This window comes from Mucilaginibacter sp. P4_E8 (assembly GCF_056401495.1).
Window position 1 is genome coordinate 51,565 of record NZ_JBFUJG010000021.1, and the last position, 19,778, is coordinate 71,342.

Genomic DNA, 19,778 nt, shown 5'->3' on the forward strand with positions numbered 1-19,778 from the left:
TAATGACGGTAAAAACACGTCCTGGATCAACTAAATACAACTATATAGAATACTATACACAAAAACGATATATTAGAACTAAAAAACGTGCATGGTTTGCGAAATGGAATGAACAAAAAAAGCCTCCCGATATTATCGGGAGGCTTTTTTTGTTTTATAACGAATACCCCTTAGTTAAGGTATTTGGTGATATCCTCTGATAGCGGGGTAGTTTGTGACCTGAAACGATGTATTAATTTACCATTTTCATCAATCAGGAATTTTTCAAAGTTCCATTTAATTTCGCCGGTAAAATCAGGGTTTTCAGCTGTAGTTAAGTATTGGAATAGCGGATCAATGTCAAGTCCTTTTACGCTAACCTTGCCGCTCATTGGAAAGGTTACAGAAAAGTTTTCTTTACAAAAAGTTTTAATGTCCTGGTTGGTACCTGGTTCCTGACCGCCAAAGTTGTTAGCCGGGAAACCTACAACTACTAATTTACCTTTATACTGCTCAGATAGCTTTTCGAGATCAGCGTATTGTTTGGTAAAGCCGCATTTAGAGGCTGTATTAACAATAAGTACTTTTTTACCCTTGTATTTGGCCAGGGAAAAGTCTTTACCATCAATGCTTTTCAGCTTAAATTCATACACCGATGATGGTGCGGAAATAAAAAGGAATGCTAATATTAACGTAAGTAATTTCATTTTTTTATAATTGATTGTGAAACAAATTTCTTAAGTAAAATTAACCATTAAAAAACTCTTTTAGCCAAATACTCATCTTCTTTTTGTGTCATTTTCTTCTTTGTAACAACACTTTTATCTGTATAGCCTAAAAGGTGTAGAGCGCCGTGGATAATTACGCGATGCAATTCATCAGTTTCGGTGATATTAAATTTTACGGCATTTTCGCGAACGCGTTCAATTGATATAAATATATCCCCCAGGATCTCGCCCTCAACCTCCGAATTATCAAAAGTAATGATGTCGGTAAGGGTATCATGATCAAGGTATTGCTGATTAAGTGGCAGGAGGTATGCATCAGAGCAAAAAACGTAAGTAAGCTCTTTTAATTTAAAACCCTCGGCGGTAATGGTATCTTTAATCCATTGTCGCACAAGGGCCTTGTTTTTTAACTTATAGCTGATGTCTTCTTCAAAAAACTGGATAGCCGGCATTATATTTTAAAGTGTAGTTCGATAGTATTGCCTGATGTATTAAAAATACATTGATCGGCCAGGTGTTTTATAATAAAAACTCCCCGCCCGGTTAAATTCTCCAGATTTTCGGGTGCGGTAGGGTCGGCCAGATTGGCATAATCAAAGCCGGTACCTTCATCGGTAATGGTCCATATGATGCGTTTGAGCTCAACCTCGGCATTAATGATCACCTTTTTTGTTTCATCGTGTTTATTGCCATGTATAATAGCATTTATAACGGCCTCGTTCAAACAGGTCATCATATTAGCGAAAGTATCTTCGGCAACGTGATATTTATCCGCAATTTCTTCAATCAGCAATTCAAGTCGCGCTATACTTTCCGTTTTTGACGGTAGTTGTAACGTAAATAACTCGCTGGTATGAACATTGGCCTGCTCCATTTTATTTAGCATTAAGTTGATCAAAGTAAGATTTAATTTTTTGTTTGTAATACAAATTAAGTGCCGGAGATACTGTTTTTATCTGCTCTGTTTGTTTATTTCTTTGCTGCTGGTATCCCTGCAACGCCTTTATATATCCCGGAGGTATGTCTTTGCCGGTATGGCTTTCTCTTTGCTGATCCTGCTCGCGTTCCTGTTCTGCTTTTTCAGCCTCCAATAACCGGCTTTGAATTTGTTGTTGCCTCTTTAGCGCTTCATCCGTTATCTTCCTGTTTACGAGATCATGCTCAGTTTGTTCCATTTCTTTCGAAATTTTATCCAAATTCCCTAACCCACCTTTTCCATCCTTGTTTTCATCGCGGTTTATTTGCTCAAGCGCTTGTCTTATCATTTGCTGCTGACGGGCCATTTTTGCCAGCTGCTCGCTCATGTTTCCCTGGTTTCCCTGCTGGCTTTTACCCTGATTTCCTTGCTGTTGCATTTGATCGCGCGCCTTCTGCATATTTTGATTGAGCTGTTGCTGCATTTTAGCCAGCTGCGATACCGATTGCTGTTTACCCTTGCCTGCCTTGCCTTTATTCATCATTTTTTGCAATTGCTCCAAGGCTTCGCTCAGCATCAGAGCAAGGTTGTTCATGGATGTCATGGCGTATTGCTGGTGGCGGTTTGCTTCGGCTGTACGGCGGTCGCCCAGGTTTTCAAGAGCCTGGTCAATGTGCGAGTTGATGCTGCTGATTTCTTTGTTTACGGTTGATTGTATTTGTGGTATGCGCCTGCTGATGGCATAAAGACTATCCTCGGCGGTTTTTAAATTATCTTTAATATCCTTTTGGTTTTGTGACAGCGTGATATAAGAAGGATCTGTTGGGTTGGTGCTTTTTAAGGTTTGCATCACCTTTTCCTGGCTAAATGAACTATTTACCAGGCTTTTTAACAGCTCGCGCAGCTGCTGGGCATCAATGGCATTTTCCTTGCTTTCGCCCTCTTCATTATTTTGCTGCAATTTGCCAGCCAGCTGCTGCATTTGTTTGGCTGCCTGTTTTTGAGATTTTGATGCGCCGCTTTTATTGTTTTTTTGCAGTTCGCCCGCGCTTTGATCCATTTGCTGATCAATGCTTTGGGTTTCCTTTTCGGGGTTTTCAAAATCCGATTTATGCTCGGCCTGCTCGTTTGTTTTTTGCAGGTCTTCCAGTCCCTTTTTAATATCCTGAAAATCCTTTTTCAGGTTTTCCTGCTCTTGTTGTAATGCTTTTTGATCGGCGCCCTGCTGCTGGGTTTTGTCTGAAAGTTTTTGTTCCTTATCGGCCAGCTTGTTAAGCTGATCGACGCTTTGATTTAGCTTTTGGTCAAACTCCAGCTTTTTATACAGCTCCAGCATACGGTCCAGCTCTTTTTTTAACGATTTGTTATCCATTTGCATTTTTGATAACTCATCGCGGGTGGAGTCTTTTTGTTGCTGATCTAAAAGTTTTTGCAGGTTTTGTAGCAGTTCTTTTGTTTTTTGATCAAGTACGTTGTTAAAAAGGTCCTCAATTTGCTTTTGCTTGGCTAACAATTCCTCGTTTTGCTGTTGGTTTTCCTGGCGGTTATACAGGTTTTTTTTGTTATCGTCCTTTATTTCCTTTACCAGATCTTCCAGGTCGCGGCGTTTTTGAAGCAGGTCCTCTACTTGTTTTTTTTCATCAAAGGAAAGTGTGTTTTTATTTAGCAGGAGTTGGTTTAGCTTTTGCGAATCGTGCTCTACCTGGCCAGCCAGTTTAATTGCCGATTGCATTTTTTGCTTTATGGCCTGTGTGCCGGCATTTAACTGCTCATTTGTAGCCTTCGTATCGGGTACGTTGAGGGTGCGCTCAGGACTGCGGGCTTTTTTGGGTCCGTTTACTCCGTCGTTATCAGCAACTTCAAAAAAATAAGTTATCCTGGCGCCTGGATCAATACCCAGCTCTTTCAAATTCCAGAAATAAAAGAAATCCGACTGCGTTTGGTTCATGACAGCATCAATACGTTTTATGAACGTTTTTTGCTCCCCCTTATTGCCGGGAGACTGTACGCTGTAATGGAAATTTAGTGACGAAAATCCGTGATCGTCCTGAATTTTGCCATTGAAATACAGGGCCTTCATACTTATCGAATCGGATTTTTCCTGTACCATAATAGCAGGGGGTTCATCGGCAATTACGTTTATGTGGTAAGCTGCCGAATCGCTATGATTCACCAGCGGGTTTATTGGACTGAGCTTGTAAACCGTGTTTTTGTAAATCTTTTCGCTATGCTCAAACAGATCGGTGCCGTGTGGTTTGGCCGGCTGCGCCACACCATTCATATAAAATTGCAGCCCCGATGCGTATTGCGTGTGTAATTGCCAGTTCACCAGGGTACCTGTTGGTATAATAAGGTCGCCGGCATTAACAAGTTTTTCGGATTTTTTATGGAGGTAGGCCGGATAGGTAAGCTCCACATCAAAATGCAGCAGAGCAGGCTTCTGGTTAACTTTAATTTCAAACTGAGCCGAAGCAAAGCCATTGCCCAACAGCCTGAACCGGGTATTTTGCTGCAGGTTAGTAAACAGATAGTGAAAACGGCTGATGTTTTCTTTATCGAGCTTAAATGTATTATTGGCGGTTTCAATATAAACGTCGGCGGGCAATCTGTCACCATCCAGTTTCAGGTTAAGCTGCAGGTCATCGCCCTGTACAACCGAGAGGCTTTTATTGAGGATATTAAACTTAAACGGAGCTATCGGCACAAAATATTCATTATGCCTGATGAGCCTTTTGGTGCTTTCGGTTAATATAGACGGCGCGGCAAAAGCAAGTATTACGATTACGGCTACCGGGGCCAACACCCATTTTAAATATTTAGTGTTTTCGCGGATATTGATGGCCGATGGAAAACTAACAGGTTTAAGCGCCTCTATCTTTTGATCAATACTGGCTTCAATAAGGGCGCGGTGTTTTTCGTCCTGGGCGGCCAGCTTTTTAAGCTGCAGGGTATTGAGCAGCTTATCATTAACATCATGAAAATGTTTGCCTATAATTTCGGCGGCTTCGTCATGGGTTAACGAGTGGCCCAGCTTAAACCAGGCCAGTAATGATGGTAAAATAAGCCAGCATACCAGGCCAATATTAAGCAGGATGAAAAAATAAAACAGGATGGTGCGAAAAACGATATTGAAATTGCCAAAATATTCGCTCAGGGTAATCGCTACGTAGGCTGTAAACAGGCCGGCACCTAAAAATATAAGTCCGCGCAGAAAATTATTGAAATAGTATTTCCTGATGAAGATGTTGATCTTCCCGATTAATACGTCATAATTTTCAGAAGAATTCATATTTCAGTGCTAAAATACTCAATAGAATTTAAACGATAAAACGGGGCAATTTATACAATACGGTGATTAAGTTAATAATGGAGAGTATAATAACCAACATGAACAATACTTAAAGGGCACAATTTGAGCGATAAATTTATTTAAATGAGATCATAACAATCACTTTCTATCGATAAATACATGCCATTCATCGACACCTTTATGTTTTTAAGTAATGATAAAGTATGTTAGCCCGGCAAATCGGGGCATTAGCCCAGGTTGTGTGATAAGGTTTAGGTTAAGCCTCCGAACTGCGAGAGTAAGGAGGCTTTTATGAAAGAGTGCATTAAATAATTTTATATATAAATATGTTAATGAATGTATTAGCAATATTAGCTGCGTTAATATGTAGCTGTTTAATTTGTCTGCTTGCGGTTCGGTTTCTGCCAAATAGGGGCAGGAGGGATGAATCCTGAGCAATTAAGGATGGGAGCGTGAAGCCTTTTCGACAAAAGAGGGGCGATAAAGAAATTTAATTTATAACTATTTACAACTCAACTTCGTATCAGGTACAAATTAACACCGACATGAGTTTTATTATTGTGTTTGGGCTATCTTACGCTCACTGGGAGTTATTTTTGATAATGGCATTACTGTTTTTCAGCATGTTGAAGCATATTAAAAAGCGCTATTATCCAAATTGGAAATTTCCAGATTATATAAGCATTGGATATGCTGATTATTTGTATGAAAAGTATATTAAAAGAGATATCCAATAATTAGATGCTCCTGTTATTATTATCATAGTGTGATATAAATAGTATATTAATTTGTGTATCAAAAAAATAACTTAAGTAGCTTTATTGGGTTCAAACTACCCCATTACATTAAAAACTGCGGTTTGTGAGAAGGTTAGGCAATGTCAAAGGACCTGCTTTAAGTTAAACTTTCAGATGTGATCTTTTCCCATTTTCTATATATTGAGCCACGGGAAGTTAGGTACTGATGCCTTTAAAAAGTAACTATGTGTTTTAGAAAAGTCTTTATATCTATTTTTCTGCTGGTATTTATGATTGCGAGTTGTACCGACCGGGATAAAACCGTTGACAAAAGTAAGCTGCTTGGCTATGATTATCGGCTTTATCAGGACTTGCCTGCGTGGGAGTTGGCTAAAGCTGTTGAAGACCAGGATGTAGTAAAAATTAGGCAGGAGGTTGGCAGGAATAAATCATTACTGAATTTCCAGGAACCACGATTTGGAATAGGATTGTTACAAATGGCAGTCCAAACCAAAAAATACAGATCGGTTGAAGAGTTAGTTCACTTAGGTGCAGACCCTAATTTGCAGGATAGCTATGAAGGATTGTCGCCTTTAATGCAGGCTGCATTTATCGGGGATGGGATACTTCAGATAGGGCGGGACAATAGATATTTGGAATTATTATTAAAAGCCGGAGGTGATCCGAATATAGAGTCACATGGGGGAGCCCGGGCTGAAGGTATCGACGGAAACACTCCTCTGTCTATAGCCTGTCTACAAGGGTCTTTGTCTTATGTACAGATATTGGCAAAGGCCGGTGCCAACGTCAACCATAGGAGACAAAACAGATACGATGCTCTTTATAATGCGCTTATCCATAAGTATCCGGATATTGTATTGTATCTTCTTAATCATGGCGCTATTTATAAACAACCATTATCAATAGATTATGATGGGCATAAGGAATATATAACCGACTTAATGGCTGACTGGGATTTTGAAAAAGGGTCCGAAAGGTATAAGAGCCAGCAAAAAATAGTTGCGTTTTTACAGCGTTCTCATTCAAAATGAAAGACATTTATTCCGTTCCTCCTTGCACTTAATTGATACAATCGTGAATAGACACCATAATTCATTCAATCACTTAATCAAAATATTATGGAATCCTTTACAATTTCAGACACATGATTATATTTGCACCGATGTGTACTACCACGTCAAAGAGATCATTAACAACATAAGGTTTAACCAGGCAATTAATTAGTAATACTTGCTTAGTTCACTGGAAACGATGTTTTTGAGAAAGAAATAACATTTTCGGGATGTAGCGTAGCCCGGTATCGCGCCAGCATGGGGTGCTGGAGGTCGTGGGTTCGAATCCCGCCATCCCGACTTGAAAATCAAGGACTTATGATTTTAGAACCTAAGTCTTTGATTATCGGGTCTAACATAGGTCTAACACTTTTATTAATATTCTGTGTTATTTATTAAGTTCATATAGCACATTTCATTGTTTTAGCGAAAATTGGCAATACTTTTTTCGCAAGTTCTGAAGGAAGTTTTTTAATATTAAGCTATCGGAATATTCTCATCCTTTCACACTGATCAATAATTCATTGGTTGCAGCAGCAGTTGATACTACACATAAATTGTTGTTTTCCGAAGTCTCCATTTAAGCATTTATAAACCGGTGTAGTCAAAGATTGATCATCAAAAGGAAGCTCCTCCGTACATAGGGAAATTTTGTAAAAATTTAGACTGCGCACATACGTTGCGTACACGTGTGTGTTATTCGTACCTTGACAATAAAAAAACACCATTGAAAATACTCCATCTAAAACATTGCATATGACCCTTGATGACCTTTTATTTGTAAATATCCCATCAAGGGCCAGATCTGAAGTTATCGAAGCGTCCGTGACTATTGAGAAGGTGATTACTATGATGCTAGCCCAATTTTTAAATATCGATGTCGACGAATCGAAATCTTTCGGAAAAAACGGATTATCTTTCAATGCCAAACTGAATTTGCTTGCCGACATTAACCTCATAGCTAAAGTCGAAAAAACGAAACTCATTAAGTTTTCAGAGATCAGAAATATCTTCGCACATGATGACAAGACTTTACACTTCTTTCAATGCTTCAAGCAAATTGGCTTAAAAGGTTATTTGTTGAATCAGTATGGGGAACAACACTCAAAATATGATTTTGAGGAGGAAAACGACAGAATGCTGTTTGAAAAATTATTTGAGGATGTGAAAGAAACCTGTAGACAGTTATTCCATAAAATGATGGATAAAGCAAAAGAATCAGGAAGACAAATAGGAACCATGGAGTTTTTTAACAACCTGCAGCACGTTCTTGCAAAAATGTCCGAAACGGATCCCGTGTTTAAATCCAAAGTTGACCGGGCGTATGAAGACGCTAAGGCTATATGGCGAGAGACGAATAAAGGGTTGGATGCCTAGATCAATCGAAAAAACTTTCGTCCACTTCGTTGTCTAAGCCCAACTTCCCCCAATCGATATACAACTTTGTTTCATCGATGATTTCATTCAGCATTGCGATGGCCAGCATCGGGTTGTCATGCCGGTAATCATAATCATCTCTTGTATATGCTTCGGCAAGACGTTCGTAAAATAATTCTTCGAAAACGCCCCATGCGACAAAAGCCATGGCATCTGTTTCATAGAAAATCGAAGGCTTTAGGTTTTGCCAGTCGGTAAAATACTCTGGTCGTGGGTCACAAAATCCTTTCAGGAAGCGTTCCCCAGCCTCACAAATGGTATTAAGTATCTGACCATGTCCCTCTGGATCATGGTCGCGTATAAGCTCCAAAAGACGCATAGCCGTTTCGTTGGGCACATATGCAGGATCGGTAAATGAATATGGTAAGGCTTGGAAAGAAGTATAGTTAACTAATGTAATGGTGTATGGCGCATAGCCAAATTCATAAATATTTTTCCATAAAAAGGCAAAGCCATGGGTTCTGAGCGAATTACCTCTGACGGACATGGCGTTAAGCGCGGCCCGAATTTGATTGTCATGGTTTGCCATCCTGAAGTAGTTCCCCTGCTTCACGCCCTCGTAATCATAAAGACATAAATGATAGCCACCGAGTTGTTGTGTACTTATAGAAAACCGTCGGATATCGTCTGTGATAACTGATGGTTGAACAATTTTTAATAAGGTCTCTCCTTCATGATCAACTGGCTCCAGGCAGATCAAATTCCTGTTCAACCACATGATCTCATTAATTACATAATGACATATCAAGGCCGGCCATACCGTAGAAACGATCACGTTGACAACTTCACCATCGGCTAAAAAAGGCAGGTAGCTTTTTAATTCCGCGGCATAAGCGCCAAACTCAGTACCCGCCTGCCGGGTCGGCCCTTTAATGTTTTTCAGTTCTACGATAATAATATTTTGGGTTTCGGGGGCATAAAGAACGAAATCTGGCTTTAATACATCCTTGGGATTTAAAGAAATGTTTTGATTGGAGAAGAGCAATTCATTATTTTCGAATGAAGCCATGCAGAAACTGTAGCTCTCCCGGATTTTCTGCAATATCAAAGGAGTGGATTTTGGTGAATCCGCCTCTTTAAATTCGTCATAATTGATGATCAGTTCCGACAGCGTTGTTTCGTTTATGAATTTTCCATGAAGCCATTCCTGCATGGCACTTTCGTCCGTGAATAAACTCATTGGTTAATATCATTTTGTGGTACCATACTTAATAATCGAGGAACGTAATCGTTCAAAAAAGACATTACCGCCGCTGTATTATGCATATCATTCATAGGATATAAATCAAAATCATCTTTATTTATTGGTATATAAAAGCCAAGGGCATCCATATTTGCGTTTTAATATAAAATGATTTATAATCGATTGTAAAGTTCCTTTAAGGCAACAATTGCCTCCTCAAGTCTGCGCGTCCAATCGGCAAATTCCTTTTCTGTGATTTGGTCGATCTTATCACGATCATGCCCGTGGATGAGCAGGTTTTTAAGTTCGGATAGCTTTTTGACTTCATGCAGAAAGCGAGAATCAACATACTTTTGGTCCACAAATTCCGCAATAATACGTTGAATAGGCTTTCTATCATAGTCATCGATAACCACGAACTCGGCAATCGTCCTGATTACCCGTTCTAAAGCGACAAAATTCAAAATGAATTCCTTTTCGTAGTCGCTCGCGGGAGAAAAATAATCAGTTGGCGCTTTCAACAACGACTCAAAATGTTGTTTTAAATGCTTGTCAAAGAATCGTTCTGCATCCAAAAAAAATAATGTTTGACCAGTAGCCTGGTAAATAGCTTGAATGTAATGAGAATGCGGTTCTCTATTTGTTTTCAGCCAGTCACCCTTGGTGGTATCATAGGTGAGAAACATGGTATCCGTCTTTTGCTCTTTCGCCAGCCTAATCATTTCGTGATAGATCAGGTAATCACCATAGGGATTTTCCGGTTTTTCGATCAAATCAGACATTCCCGGAAATGCTTTCTGAGGCTTGCCGATCTCTGATTTGATTTTTGCGACTTCTATGCCTTTCTTAAAACTATCATATTCTGTTTGCAAAAACTTGATATCCTCTTCCGAAAGATTGTCGACCAGATTCATTTTCATGACGACCGACAAAAGTTCGTCATCATATTTGGTAGCGGGGTTTTTCTGCTTGATCTCGCCAATTTCTTTATTCAGTTGTTCAAATGATTTACTCGCGTCGGTATGAAGTTTGGTTAGCTTCGTTTCTAAAAAGTCAAAATCGTCCAGTAAAATTTTATTCCGGTCTTTGTAAGCCTGAATTTTATTGATCACATCAGACTTTAAATCATCTCCGAGCTTGCTCAACGTTTCATCAAAGAACCGGTCGATAACATCTTCGCGGTTTTTAATGAACTCCTTCTGGACTTGGGCGGTGATGTAGAACCGATGTTGATTTTCTGAAAAGAAACGCAGTAGTACCGCTCTCGATTTGAACGATACGCTATAATAGCGCAGCAGGATATTTGTATCCAAAAAAATGGGAATATCGCTTTTGAGTTCTATTGCTTGATCTACGCCCGCCCGGTACTTCGATAAACTTTCAATATAGGAGTCGACAAGAAGGCCTTTTATATTATTACCATAACTAATATCCTTGATCGAGACAGGGGATGCAGATGTACTTTTCATTCGAAACAGTAAGGGTTTAGATAAGTACAATGATAGTGAATTTCGGAAACATCCCATTCGTTCCTACCTCTGAGAGGAGCGCTCAAACCATATTTTCTTATTTGAGGTGTTTTTAACATGCCCAACAGATTGCGGAGGTCAGTCATGAAGTCGTTTAAACGGTCTGGCGCTTGTCTCCCGGCTTGCTGTTGCTCAGCCAATGCCGTAATGACGGTTCTCAGGCAGGTCCCATATTGATTGATCTGCGTTGCGCTTAGTAATCCCATGTGGTAAAGGTACTTGCTGGTATCGAAGCTATCAAAAGAGATATGAAAAACGAAATCTCATTCTTATTAGTTATAATTTAGGGATTGAAATGTGGCAGCAATAAACTTTTCAGATGTTAGCAGCAAGTTTTTTCTTTAGCTATCAGTCTCAACTTCTAAAGATCGAATCTCACAAGTTAAATAAGACATCGGTAACACGTAAGAAATCCGTAGCGATACTGATTATCTTTTCACTTATTGTTTCGATTGCGTCCATTGTTATAGCTGTTTATTCTTCGCATAAGTAACGATGTGTTTCTTCCTTATATTTGTTCACCTTAAACTTATTACGATATGAGAAAATTATTGCTTTTTTTAATCATTGTTTTAATAACCTCGCTGGCTCAAGCACAAGTAAAAAACAACGATGCTACGTTATACACGCCGAATAACCAATTTTCCGAACCGGTTACTTATCAGTTTTTCGCAACACAAAATATGTGGACGTTCATTAAATTAAATACCAGGAATGGGCAGATGTGGCAAGTACAATTTGATGCTAAAGAAAACAATCGCGGTCAAAGCAATTTGAGTTTAACCTCTCTGGTCACTAGTGACAATGAGAAAAACGGTAGGTTTGCTTTATTCCCGACTCAAAATATATACACGTTCTTGTTGATTGACCAAACCGATGGCAGAGTGTGGCAAGTCCAGTGGTCGATGGACCCCGAAAAGAGACTTGTGATTCCTATTCGATAACAATTAACTCTATATTTTGACTATGAACTAGAAACGTTTGGTTCAATCAAGGATGTGAAAACTATACTATTGAGCAAAGCCCCTTTTATGTATTAAAACACACTTATCAATCTAAAGACTAGGCAATTACATTGTTTGGTTAGACGCCTTGTAAACTGGGGAGTTGACCCGGTCCGAGAATTACTATCTTATATTTATAAAGATGTTTCGCTTAATTATTTAATATTAGACCGCAATTATCAAAAAGCAGAATATCAAGTACAGAAGTTGACAAATCACCCTACATCATATGAAAGATTACTATAAAGTTCTTGGTGTCTCTTTTAATGCGGAATTGATTGAAATAAAAAAAGCCTATCGTTCGCTAGTCTTGGAGTTTCACCCTGACCGCAACAAATCTCCAAACGCAACATCAAGTTTTATTGAGGCAACAGAGGCATATGAGGTGTTAGGTGATGAAACTAAACGTTCGATTTATAACACATATTACAATCAATATTTCGTCAAGAAAAGTATAATTGTTACTAGTGAACAGCAATCAAAACAACAAGAATGGACCGCTTATGGTGAAAATAAAGCTAAACAGTACACGGCGATGTCTTATGATGATTTTGTTAATCGGCTTAAATGGGAGTTAAAAATAGGCTATTCATTTCTACCAAACTTCATTTTCATCACAATTATCGGTATAGCAGCGTTAACAACAGCAACAAAACTTCCTGAAGCGTTTGATGATAAATATGGAGGTCAGTTCGGAATGTTTCTATCACTCATCCTTATCGGAGAAGTTGTGCTATTGTATTATTTAATTAAAACTGTTGTTAATGAATATCCGAAGGCAAGAACAAAAAATATAAAATAGTTGTATTATTGATTACTGGGGGGGTGAGTTAAATATATGGTAGTCGATTTCTTTAATGCTGATTCAGTAAAAGGCCACGACAAATGATTAAAGATGGAGTTATTATGTAATTAACGAAGATCATTACAATGGAAAAACGTCTTGGCCCCGGCACTTTGCTTTTTATATTTGATCTCAATTTGAGGGTTTTGGAAGTTATGTATCTGCTATTAAATAATTACAAAAACTTCTTTTATCCCTACTATGAGCGCCGGATACCAGTCTGATCCACAGTGAAACCCTTGATGTTTCTTTCATCAGGAATAAATTCAAAACTGACCTGCATATTAATGCGGAGATAAATTTCGATAGTGACCAGATCGCTGCGCTGTTCGATGATGTTATATGGTGCACGCATATTCGCGACACGCGTATAGTATTCCTCGGCAGTTATTTTCAACCTGAAGGTGCACATCCGAAGCCAAAAGCGCAAGTTGATATAAACCGACGGACCTTGCAGGATATCGCTTTTGAGAATCTCCGGGTCTTCCATCCCTTCATCGATATTAAAACTATGTTCCTGCGGTGAAAAGCTCCCACCCAACACCGGATCATAATCCTTCAAAAACGTCCGTAAAGCCTCCGTGGACAGATAGCTAAAATAACTCTCCGTTAGCCACTCCACCTGTCGTTCCATCTCTTGTAACTGGTTATGATTGAGCGTATACTCGGCTTTATCAATGTGTGTGCTGACAAAATCGTTCAGACTGGGATAAGTTATGAACCGGCACGTTACCCCGTATTCTGCCAAATCACCCAAAAGATCCTCGTGTAAAACATCTTTGGTAGAGCTAAAAAAGTCATTAACATTATTATTGATAAACACCAGTTCGCCACTGTATTTATTCCCCGCTAAAAAATGCAGCAAAGAAAGCCAGACCWGCGAATCGCGATAACCTTTTTCCCCATCCTTAAACGGCCGGCGCCGTTTGATTGCCCGCTCTACCACCGTCTTTTGCGGGATATCCGCATAACCCAGGTAAATGGTGTAGGTGCTTCCTAATTTGTTTTCCAGTAAAGCTTTAAAGTCATATGGTTCTTCAAACCTTTTAAGATCCACCGGGTCGGTCGCAGGACTAAACTGCTTTAGGCCATTCAAGGCCTTCTGTAACTCAGCAAGCGCGCTGTCCAATGCTTTCTGCTGGTTATTTTCCGTTTCCTGGATCACCAGCTCTGATAACAGCAGAAATCCGTTGTTATTGATGATATAATTAAAAAGGACCTGAAAGTTTACGCTTCTTAAGTACCAGTTGTTATAGAAAATATTTGAATCTAAAAAGACCAGCATCAGGTATCGGTTTAAGAAAGTAAATTACAAAAACAATGGTTATAACCAGCAAACGTTATTTATCCGGTAAGAATAAACGGTTCCTAGGGGGATACGTTCCGTCCTACAGCAAGGGTAGTTACCAAAATAGTACCTAATACATAACGTGTGGTGCATACAGTGGAGACAAGTTGCTTATTTCTTGACTAACGGGCATTTCCATGCGATCAATCATAATCCATTAAATATATAACTTGCCTACTGATTTTTGCCTTTAATCACTCGGTAACCCGTCATATTTATCATTATTCTCCCATGCCTCACTTATGCCTTTGTAATCCGGCCAATCTTTTTGTGGGTCATTGGTCCACTTTTCTATGAATTTGGGATTACTACTATTGGGCTTAGGATTGGCTAGGTTTATTTTTGCCTGGACTGGTGTTCGAACTGCATCCCCCATGAGGATAACATGCTGCTGCGGTAAAATCGGCAATTGCTGCAAAATATCTTCATTTGCCGCCGACACGAGCTGCCTCACATACTTTTGGTCTTCAGGATTCTGCAATCGGTGAATAATGAAGGAATTACATTGTGACAACACTGTTTTGGATAATTCGGATGGCCTTTGGCTTGAGACTAACAGCGATATGCCATATTTTCTTCCCTCCCGCGCGATACGCTCAAATATTTTCTTGGCAATGGATTCCCTATCTGTCTTATTTTTTTCCGGAATATAATTCTGTGCTTCCTCCAATGCGATCACAATCGGAACAGATCCCCTGTCAGCCTCCGGAAAGCGGGATACAAACTCTAAAATCAATCGTCCTACTAGGCCAGTGATTGTTTCCAATACTTCAAAAGGAAGCAAGGACATGTCAATTATGGTTATTTGGCTCGCGGCATCCTTCGCCAGTTTTTCATGTTCATGCTTTTTTAATTGCGTTTGGTAATAACCGGTGTATAAGTCGTCATCCTGGTCCTGGTACACTTTGCAAAAGTCACCCAAGATGAAGGAGATAAACTTTGCCAAGCTTTGCTCTATGTTTTCATGCTGTTTTAGTAACAACGGTAACCCGATTCTGTCATCATTTAAATAAGATTGGAGCCTTAATCTTAATGTCGATAAAAACTCCCTGATGCGGTTATTCGAGCCTTCCAGTTCATCTATCGCACTATCGATATGAATATTGATCAAATCAGTATAATTGAACCAGATGGGCAGATCTATATTTTTATTCTCACCGGTAATCTTATTGGCCAAGTAAATTTGATACTTTGTTAATTCGGCTGCCAACTGGGCGGATATATCAGAAAAAATTGTCGGGTTTAAAAACCCTTCCACATAATTGGTGCGTGCATTAAAGGTAAACGTCGTTTTTAAAGCGCGTAAAGCCTTCAGTATCCTGAGGAATTCCTTTAAATCATATTCTGTAACCAGAGTTTGAAATTCTTTTCCAAAGCTTTCGATTTCATTATAAATCCTGCTTCTTATCTTAAAATCCGGGTTTCTTGATTCATTCAGAATTTCCTGTAAAATGAACAGAAACGGCCTTGGGATCAATCCCCGGTCTTCTGATTCCTGCTTGTTTTTAGCGATACTCAGTGCATTTTGTAATATGGGTGCCTGTGTATTAGGACTGGGCTGGAATAAATAATCAAAGTCTGAAAAATTCATAAACCAGTAGGGCACTTTCATGCCGGATTTGTCGATATGAAAAGAGTTAACCTGTTTTAAATTTTTATACGGTTTTTCTTTCGTACCCTGAAAAGCTGCTTTATATTCGCCGTTCGTATCAAAAATTATGATATGGGCATTGGTCAGCCGTTTACCATTGTAATCGAAATCAAACAAGCTTTGGATGATAGATGCCAAAGTACAGGATTTCCCAGAACCGGTATTCCCCAAAATAGCGGCGTGTTTACCAAAAAGTTTATCCGGGTTTATCTTGATCTTATAGTCTGAAAATGCCGGTGATGTCCCCACAGGCAGGTAATAATCTTCATCAAAATCAATTTCAGTTTTAGCTTTTTGATCAAATATATGATCCAGATCATTCTTAGTCACATACCAAACCGGATTATCTAAAATGGGATAATTATAAACGCCTTGAATATATTTTGCATTATTATCAATTGTGCCGATCATCGTAGCAATAAGGTACCTTGCCGATTGTGTAAGAAAAATCGCCCCCTTGTCGCCTCCCAATTCCGTTTCATCAATTGCCCTAATACGGGTTACCATTGCCACAATCTTATCCGCACCGATAGGGATGATGATATAAGAATTTATCCTGGCTACCTCGTAAATATCTTCATATCCGCTCTTGTATAAACTTTTCAGGTCATCATCTAATTTGATATACACCCTGAAGCTATCCACTGAAATCACTTTACCAATGCTTCTTTCAGTCATTTCAGGCGGTTTTATTATTAAAATATGAGTCAAGCGTTTTTGCTACCTTTTCTTTGCTGTTCAGGCTGTAGAAATCAGGCATGAGCGTATCCGCCAACGTTAAAAAATCGCCAAAAAAAGCACCTTGTAATATAATTATCCTTGAATCATTTAAATTTTTTATCCTTTCGATGTTGGCGTTATTCAGTGTACCATTGAAATCAACTATAATCAGAGTAAATGTCGGATTTGATAAAGCTTGGAAAATAATATCATTGAAGTGGTCATCCGCAAAAGCATAACCCACCGTGATTAATACGGACTGAGACTGGGTAATAGTCGAGGCAAATTGCCGGAATAATTCTGAATAAGGTAAATCTAAGGTATAGGCTTTTTTCACGGCTGAGGGATAGATAATGATCTCCCCTTTCTTTTCCATGATTTCGATTAATTTCAATGGCATTTCCTCTATGCCATATAAATTATTCGCATCCCTTTTTTCTGAATTAACCCAAGACAGCGAACCATGTAATTTGAAATACCTCAAAACTTTTTCAATGCGCTGCACTTTCCCCGATGTCGTCGAACCGGGATAAAAAATATCATATTCGAAGGTTTCTGGTTTAAAAAAACGCTTATGAAAACCACTAAAGCCGTCTATATAATGAACCCCCAGTCGATCAAAGGCATACTCAAATGCCAAATCATAATTAGCCGTGAAAATATTTGCGCGCCTTAAATTGAGGGGTCTTTGCAATAATGATTTTAAAAATTTTTCATGAAATAGGTATTTACTTTCTGTTTCAAGCAATTGCCCCTGGTGCTGTTGATGTTTGAGTGGACTTCCTTTTTTCCTTTTAATCAAGGATATAGGGACCTCCCTTTCATCAACATTACATACTAAAAACAGACCTTCTTTTACCGCAATGATCAGCTCTTTGATCTTATCAACTCTTACTTTACTTGTATCTTCGTCAAGCACATAGTCTTTGGCAATCAGGTAATTTAAGACCTTTTCATATTCAATTGAGATCTCTAATGAATCGCCATCCCTGATAACGTTGTCATCCAAGCTATATGACCAGCCATTAACCGTTTTGAAACTTTTCTCACCAATCTTTAGCGTCACGGCAACATCAGATACCCACTTATGCTGAAGGAGCGCGATTGTATCTATTAATTCTTTGTAAATGCCTTTAAAATTCGCGACCGAAGTATCTTTAGCTATAATGTGTTTTTCAACTTCATATGGAAAATCCCTAATGGCTACCGCGCCTAAATGGATGGAAGATCCGGAACCGAACAAAAAGCTGACGTTGTCCAATTCGAGATAATTTTTTAACAATGACTGGACTTTTTCAATCGCTTTAATTTGCGGATCATTTTCGGCCCATTCCAAAAGCTTATCAGAATTTCCAATAAAAATATTGTTCTTGGCCAGGTCGAAAAATTCCATAATGTGACAATTAAGGTTACGTTCACCCTGTTAAAGTGAGCATTGGGTTTTCGCTTTTGGCGATGTATTTCATAATCGCTAAATCATCTAAAGTTATAATAAAAAATTGTTTTTTAAGGTTATGATATTAAACCCGCAAGCTATCGGATAATGTAAACCACCCGATAGTTTGAAAATGGCAAAGTAGTGTTCGTATGTTAAGAAGTACTAATGCCAAGGTGGAAATGAGGCCGAGACAAAATGTAGCCAGCGTGTAGCGTAATTTAATAACCTGTCGAACCATCGTGGCCATATCTATTCCAAACTCATCACTTATTTGCCTTCACTTTTTCCAGCTTTTGCTTAGCCTCCTTTTGATCTTTTTCTGCCTGCGCTGCTACGGCTTCGGCAGCAGTGATCGCCTGCTGTTTTGCCATTGCTTTTTCGGCCATATCTATAAAACCCTCTGGATCTTCCGTTAACTTTGTTTCAATGGTCTTCGCTACCTCAGGATACAGGGCCCTAACCAGCCAAAAATTATAAGCTTCACGATTTAAGCGATCATTTTGATGATAGAAATATAATGCTGTGCCGACTGATCCGGCCGTTATTATAAAACAAGCTACAAGGCCAATGATCAAATTTTTTGACCAGGCGCCTAAATGATGACTGTTTTTCACGCGAATAACTTTCGGTACTGTTGCTACAACATCTTTTAATTCATCAATCTGCTGTTGTATTTTTTGATCGTCATACCGCTTATTAGCAGTTTCAATTCGAGCCGCGATCGTTTCCAGTGCACCCCGGTATTGTTCCATAAAACTTTTTAGGAACTCTGCCATACTGGTTTCCATCACACTGATCCTACCGGCAAACCCCTGGATCAGTTCTTCCATAATATTTACTTTCTCTTCTAATTCTTCATTTTGCATAACAATTCATTTTAATGTTCATTCTAATCATTAATTCATCTACCTGCTTATACCCTGTGACTGGGAATGCTCCGCTTCATGCTTCTTCCGTTTTCTGCGCGCAATATCTGCGTCACCCATTGGGTCAGGTGGCCCGGCAACAATTTGTGGTTCCAGCAATGCTTCTAATATCCCTTTACCTACAATGGGATTATGTCTGTATTCCCCCTGAACGCTCTGCCTGATTGAATCACGCAGCTGGTTAGCAACAAATGGTTGGTTTGCTTCCCTTGCCGCATGATACTGTTGTACCTGCTGGTTGCGGTTTAAAGTCGCATCTATGCGGGCAAAGCTTAAACTCCTGTCAATCGCGGAACCTTTCATTTTGATATTGCCTTTTGCAAAGGATATGCCCTGTACTTCATTGGTACCGCTGCGGAATTTATAATCAATGGTAATTCCCTGCCTGGCAAGCTTGGCTTCCAGCTGTTTCCAAGTCGTGGCTGTTTTCATGCCAGCTTTAATAGCATCATACAATTCGTACCGGGTTTTTTCTTTGCCTTTTAGTGCCTGGCGGTTCACCAGATCTTTTCCTTCACCTAAATGGTAGCCGTACTTGATGGTGATCTCTTTACAAGCTTTGACATTTTTAGGGAAGTTGTTTTTATCGCTAATGGTCTTGCCGTTATTATCCACCCGGTTGTAGATTAAGTGAAGATGTGGATGAGCGCGGTCGCTGTGCCGCACGATTAGATACTGCGTAGCCCTGATACCTACTTTTTCCATATACTCTTTCGCCCGCTCCACCATGATGTCATCACTTAATTTGCGCAAGTCTTCTTTGCTCCAGCTGAGTACCAGGTGTCCAACTGCTTTCCCCAACTCAGGCCGCATTTTCCGTTGCAGGTTAAAGTCCTGAATGATGGCAGCTGCGTTCTGCATTCGTACACCCTCGGCAGATAATACTTTAGCTTCCGGCTTATTCACCACATAGCGAATACAGCCGCCAAAGCTTCTCCCGATGATCGGCTTACCC

At 39.4% G+C, this 19,778-nt stretch carries 15 protein-coding genes and 1 tRNA gene; 5 read left to right on the plus strand and 11 right to left on the minus strand.

Annotated elements, in window-relative coordinates; translation table 11 throughout:
• Nucleotides 1-170 precede the first annotated feature (170 nt).
• Genes AC1DRQ_RS11435 through AC1DRQ_RS11450 form a run of 4 tightly spaced genes read right to left on the minus strand, consistent with a single transcriptional unit; the run spans nt 171 to nt 4,912 of the window.
• On the minus strand, nt 171-686 hold the full coding sequence (locus AC1DRQ_RS11435; RefSeq protein ID WP_429400570.1) for a glutathione peroxidase: 516 nt from the start codon (nt 684-686) through the stop codon (nt 171-173).
• A 47-nt stretch (nt 687-733) separates the two neighbouring features.
• Nucleotides 734-1,159, minus strand: coding sequence for an rRNA maturation RNase YbeY (gene ybeY / locus AC1DRQ_RS11440; RefSeq protein WP_477424454.1), 426 nt, complete (start codon nt 1,157-1,159; stop codon nt 734-736).
• The gene (locus tag AC1DRQ_RS11445) at nt 1,159-1,581 is read right to left on the minus strand and encodes an ATP-binding protein (RefSeq protein WP_477424456.1); all 423 of its coding nucleotides are present in this window, start codon (nt 1,579-1,581) and stop codon (nt 1,159-1,161) included. Before AC1DRQ_RS11445 ends, ybeY begins: the two co-directional genes overlap by 1 nt.
• A 1-nt stretch (nt 1,582) precedes the next feature.
• A complete protein-coding gene (locus tag AC1DRQ_RS11450) occupies nt 1,583-4,912 on the minus strand; it encodes a DUF4175 family protein (RefSeq protein ID WP_477424457.1) in 3,330 nt (1,109 codons plus the stop codon).
• A 1,003-nt stretch (nt 4,913-5,915) separates the two neighbouring features.
• Here AC1DRQ_RS11450 and AC1DRQ_RS11455 point away from each other — a divergent pair.
• The 3 genes from AC1DRQ_RS11455 (at nt 5,916) to AC1DRQ_RS11465 (ending at nt 8,120) form a co-directional block, all read left to right on the plus strand.
• Nucleotides 5,916-6,722, plus strand: coding sequence for an ankyrin repeat domain-containing protein (locus tag AC1DRQ_RS11455; RefSeq protein ID WP_477424458.1), 807 nt, complete (start codon nt 5,916-5,918; stop codon nt 6,720-6,722).
• A gap of 247 nt (nt 6,723-6,969) precedes the next feature.
• A tRNA-Pro gene (locus AC1DRQ_RS11460) sits at nt 6,970-7,043 on the plus strand.
• A gap of 456 nt (nt 7,044-7,499) precedes the next feature.
• A complete protein-coding gene (locus AC1DRQ_RS11465) occupies nt 7,500-8,120 on the plus strand; it encodes a hypothetical protein (RefSeq protein WP_477424460.1) in 621 nt (206 codons plus the stop codon).
• A 1-nt stretch (nt 8,121) separates the two neighbouring features.
• On the opposite strand, the gene AC1DRQ_RS11470 is transcribed toward AC1DRQ_RS11465, so the two are convergent.
• Together AC1DRQ_RS11470 and AC1DRQ_RS11475 are read right to left on the minus strand one after the other, a co-directional pair.
• Complete coding sequence (locus AC1DRQ_RS11470) at nt 8,122-9,360, minus strand: hypothetical protein (protein ID WP_477424462.1); 1,239 nt, start codon at nt 9,358-9,360, stop codon at nt 8,122-8,124.
• A 176-nt stretch (nt 9,361-9,536) separates the two neighbouring features.
• On the minus strand, nt 9,537-10,832 hold the full coding sequence (locus AC1DRQ_RS11475) for a PIN-like domain-containing protein (protein ID WP_477424463.1): 1,296 nt from the start codon (nt 10,830-10,832) through the stop codon (nt 9,537-9,539).
• Between the two features lie 599 nt (nt 10,833-11,431).
• Between AC1DRQ_RS11475 and AC1DRQ_RS11480 the strand changes: the two genes are divergently transcribed.
• Both AC1DRQ_RS11480 and AC1DRQ_RS11485 read left to right on the plus strand, forming a co-directional pair.
• Nucleotides 11,432-11,836, plus strand: a complete 405-nt coding sequence (locus AC1DRQ_RS11480; RefSeq protein ID WP_477424465.1) for a hypothetical protein — start codon at nt 11,432-11,434, stop codon at nt 11,834-11,836.
• A 289-nt stretch (nt 11,837-12,125) separates the two neighbouring features.
• Complete coding sequence (locus AC1DRQ_RS11485; RefSeq protein WP_477424467.1) at nt 12,126-12,698, plus strand: DnaJ domain-containing protein; 573 nt, start codon at nt 12,126-12,128, stop codon at nt 12,696-12,698.
• A 241-nt stretch (nt 12,699-12,939) separates the two neighbouring features.
• On the opposite strand, the gene AC1DRQ_RS11490 is transcribed toward AC1DRQ_RS11485, so the two are convergent.
• From AC1DRQ_RS11490 to AC1DRQ_RS11510, 5 genes are all read right to left on the minus strand, one after another.
• Nucleotides 12,940-14,025, minus strand: a complete 1,086-nt coding sequence (locus AC1DRQ_RS11490) for a PIN domain-containing protein (protein ID WP_477424469.1) — start codon at nt 14,023-14,025, stop codon at nt 12,940-12,942.
• 253 nt (nt 14,026-14,278) lie between these two features.
• A complete protein-coding gene (locus tag AC1DRQ_RS11495) occupies nt 14,279-16,450 on the minus strand; it encodes an ATP-binding protein (RefSeq protein WP_477424471.1) in 2,172 nt (723 codons plus the stop codon).
• Nucleotides 16,419-17,852, minus strand: a complete 1,434-nt coding sequence (locus AC1DRQ_RS11500; protein WP_477424472.1) for an SIR2 family protein — start codon at nt 17,850-17,852, stop codon at nt 16,419-16,421. Before AC1DRQ_RS11500 ends, AC1DRQ_RS11495 begins: the two co-directional genes overlap by 32 nt.
• A 308-nt stretch (nt 17,853-18,160) precedes the next feature.
• Entirely contained in the window at nt 18,161-18,763 is a 603-nt protein-coding gene (locus AC1DRQ_RS11505; RefSeq protein ID WP_477424473.1) for a hypothetical protein, read from the minus strand.
• A 39-nt stretch (nt 18,764-18,802) separates the two neighbouring features.
• Nucleotides 18,803-19,778, minus strand: a 976-nt coding sequence (locus AC1DRQ_RS11510) for a relaxase/mobilization nuclease domain-containing protein (RefSeq protein WP_477424475.1), incomplete at its 5' end; no start/stop codon positions are given.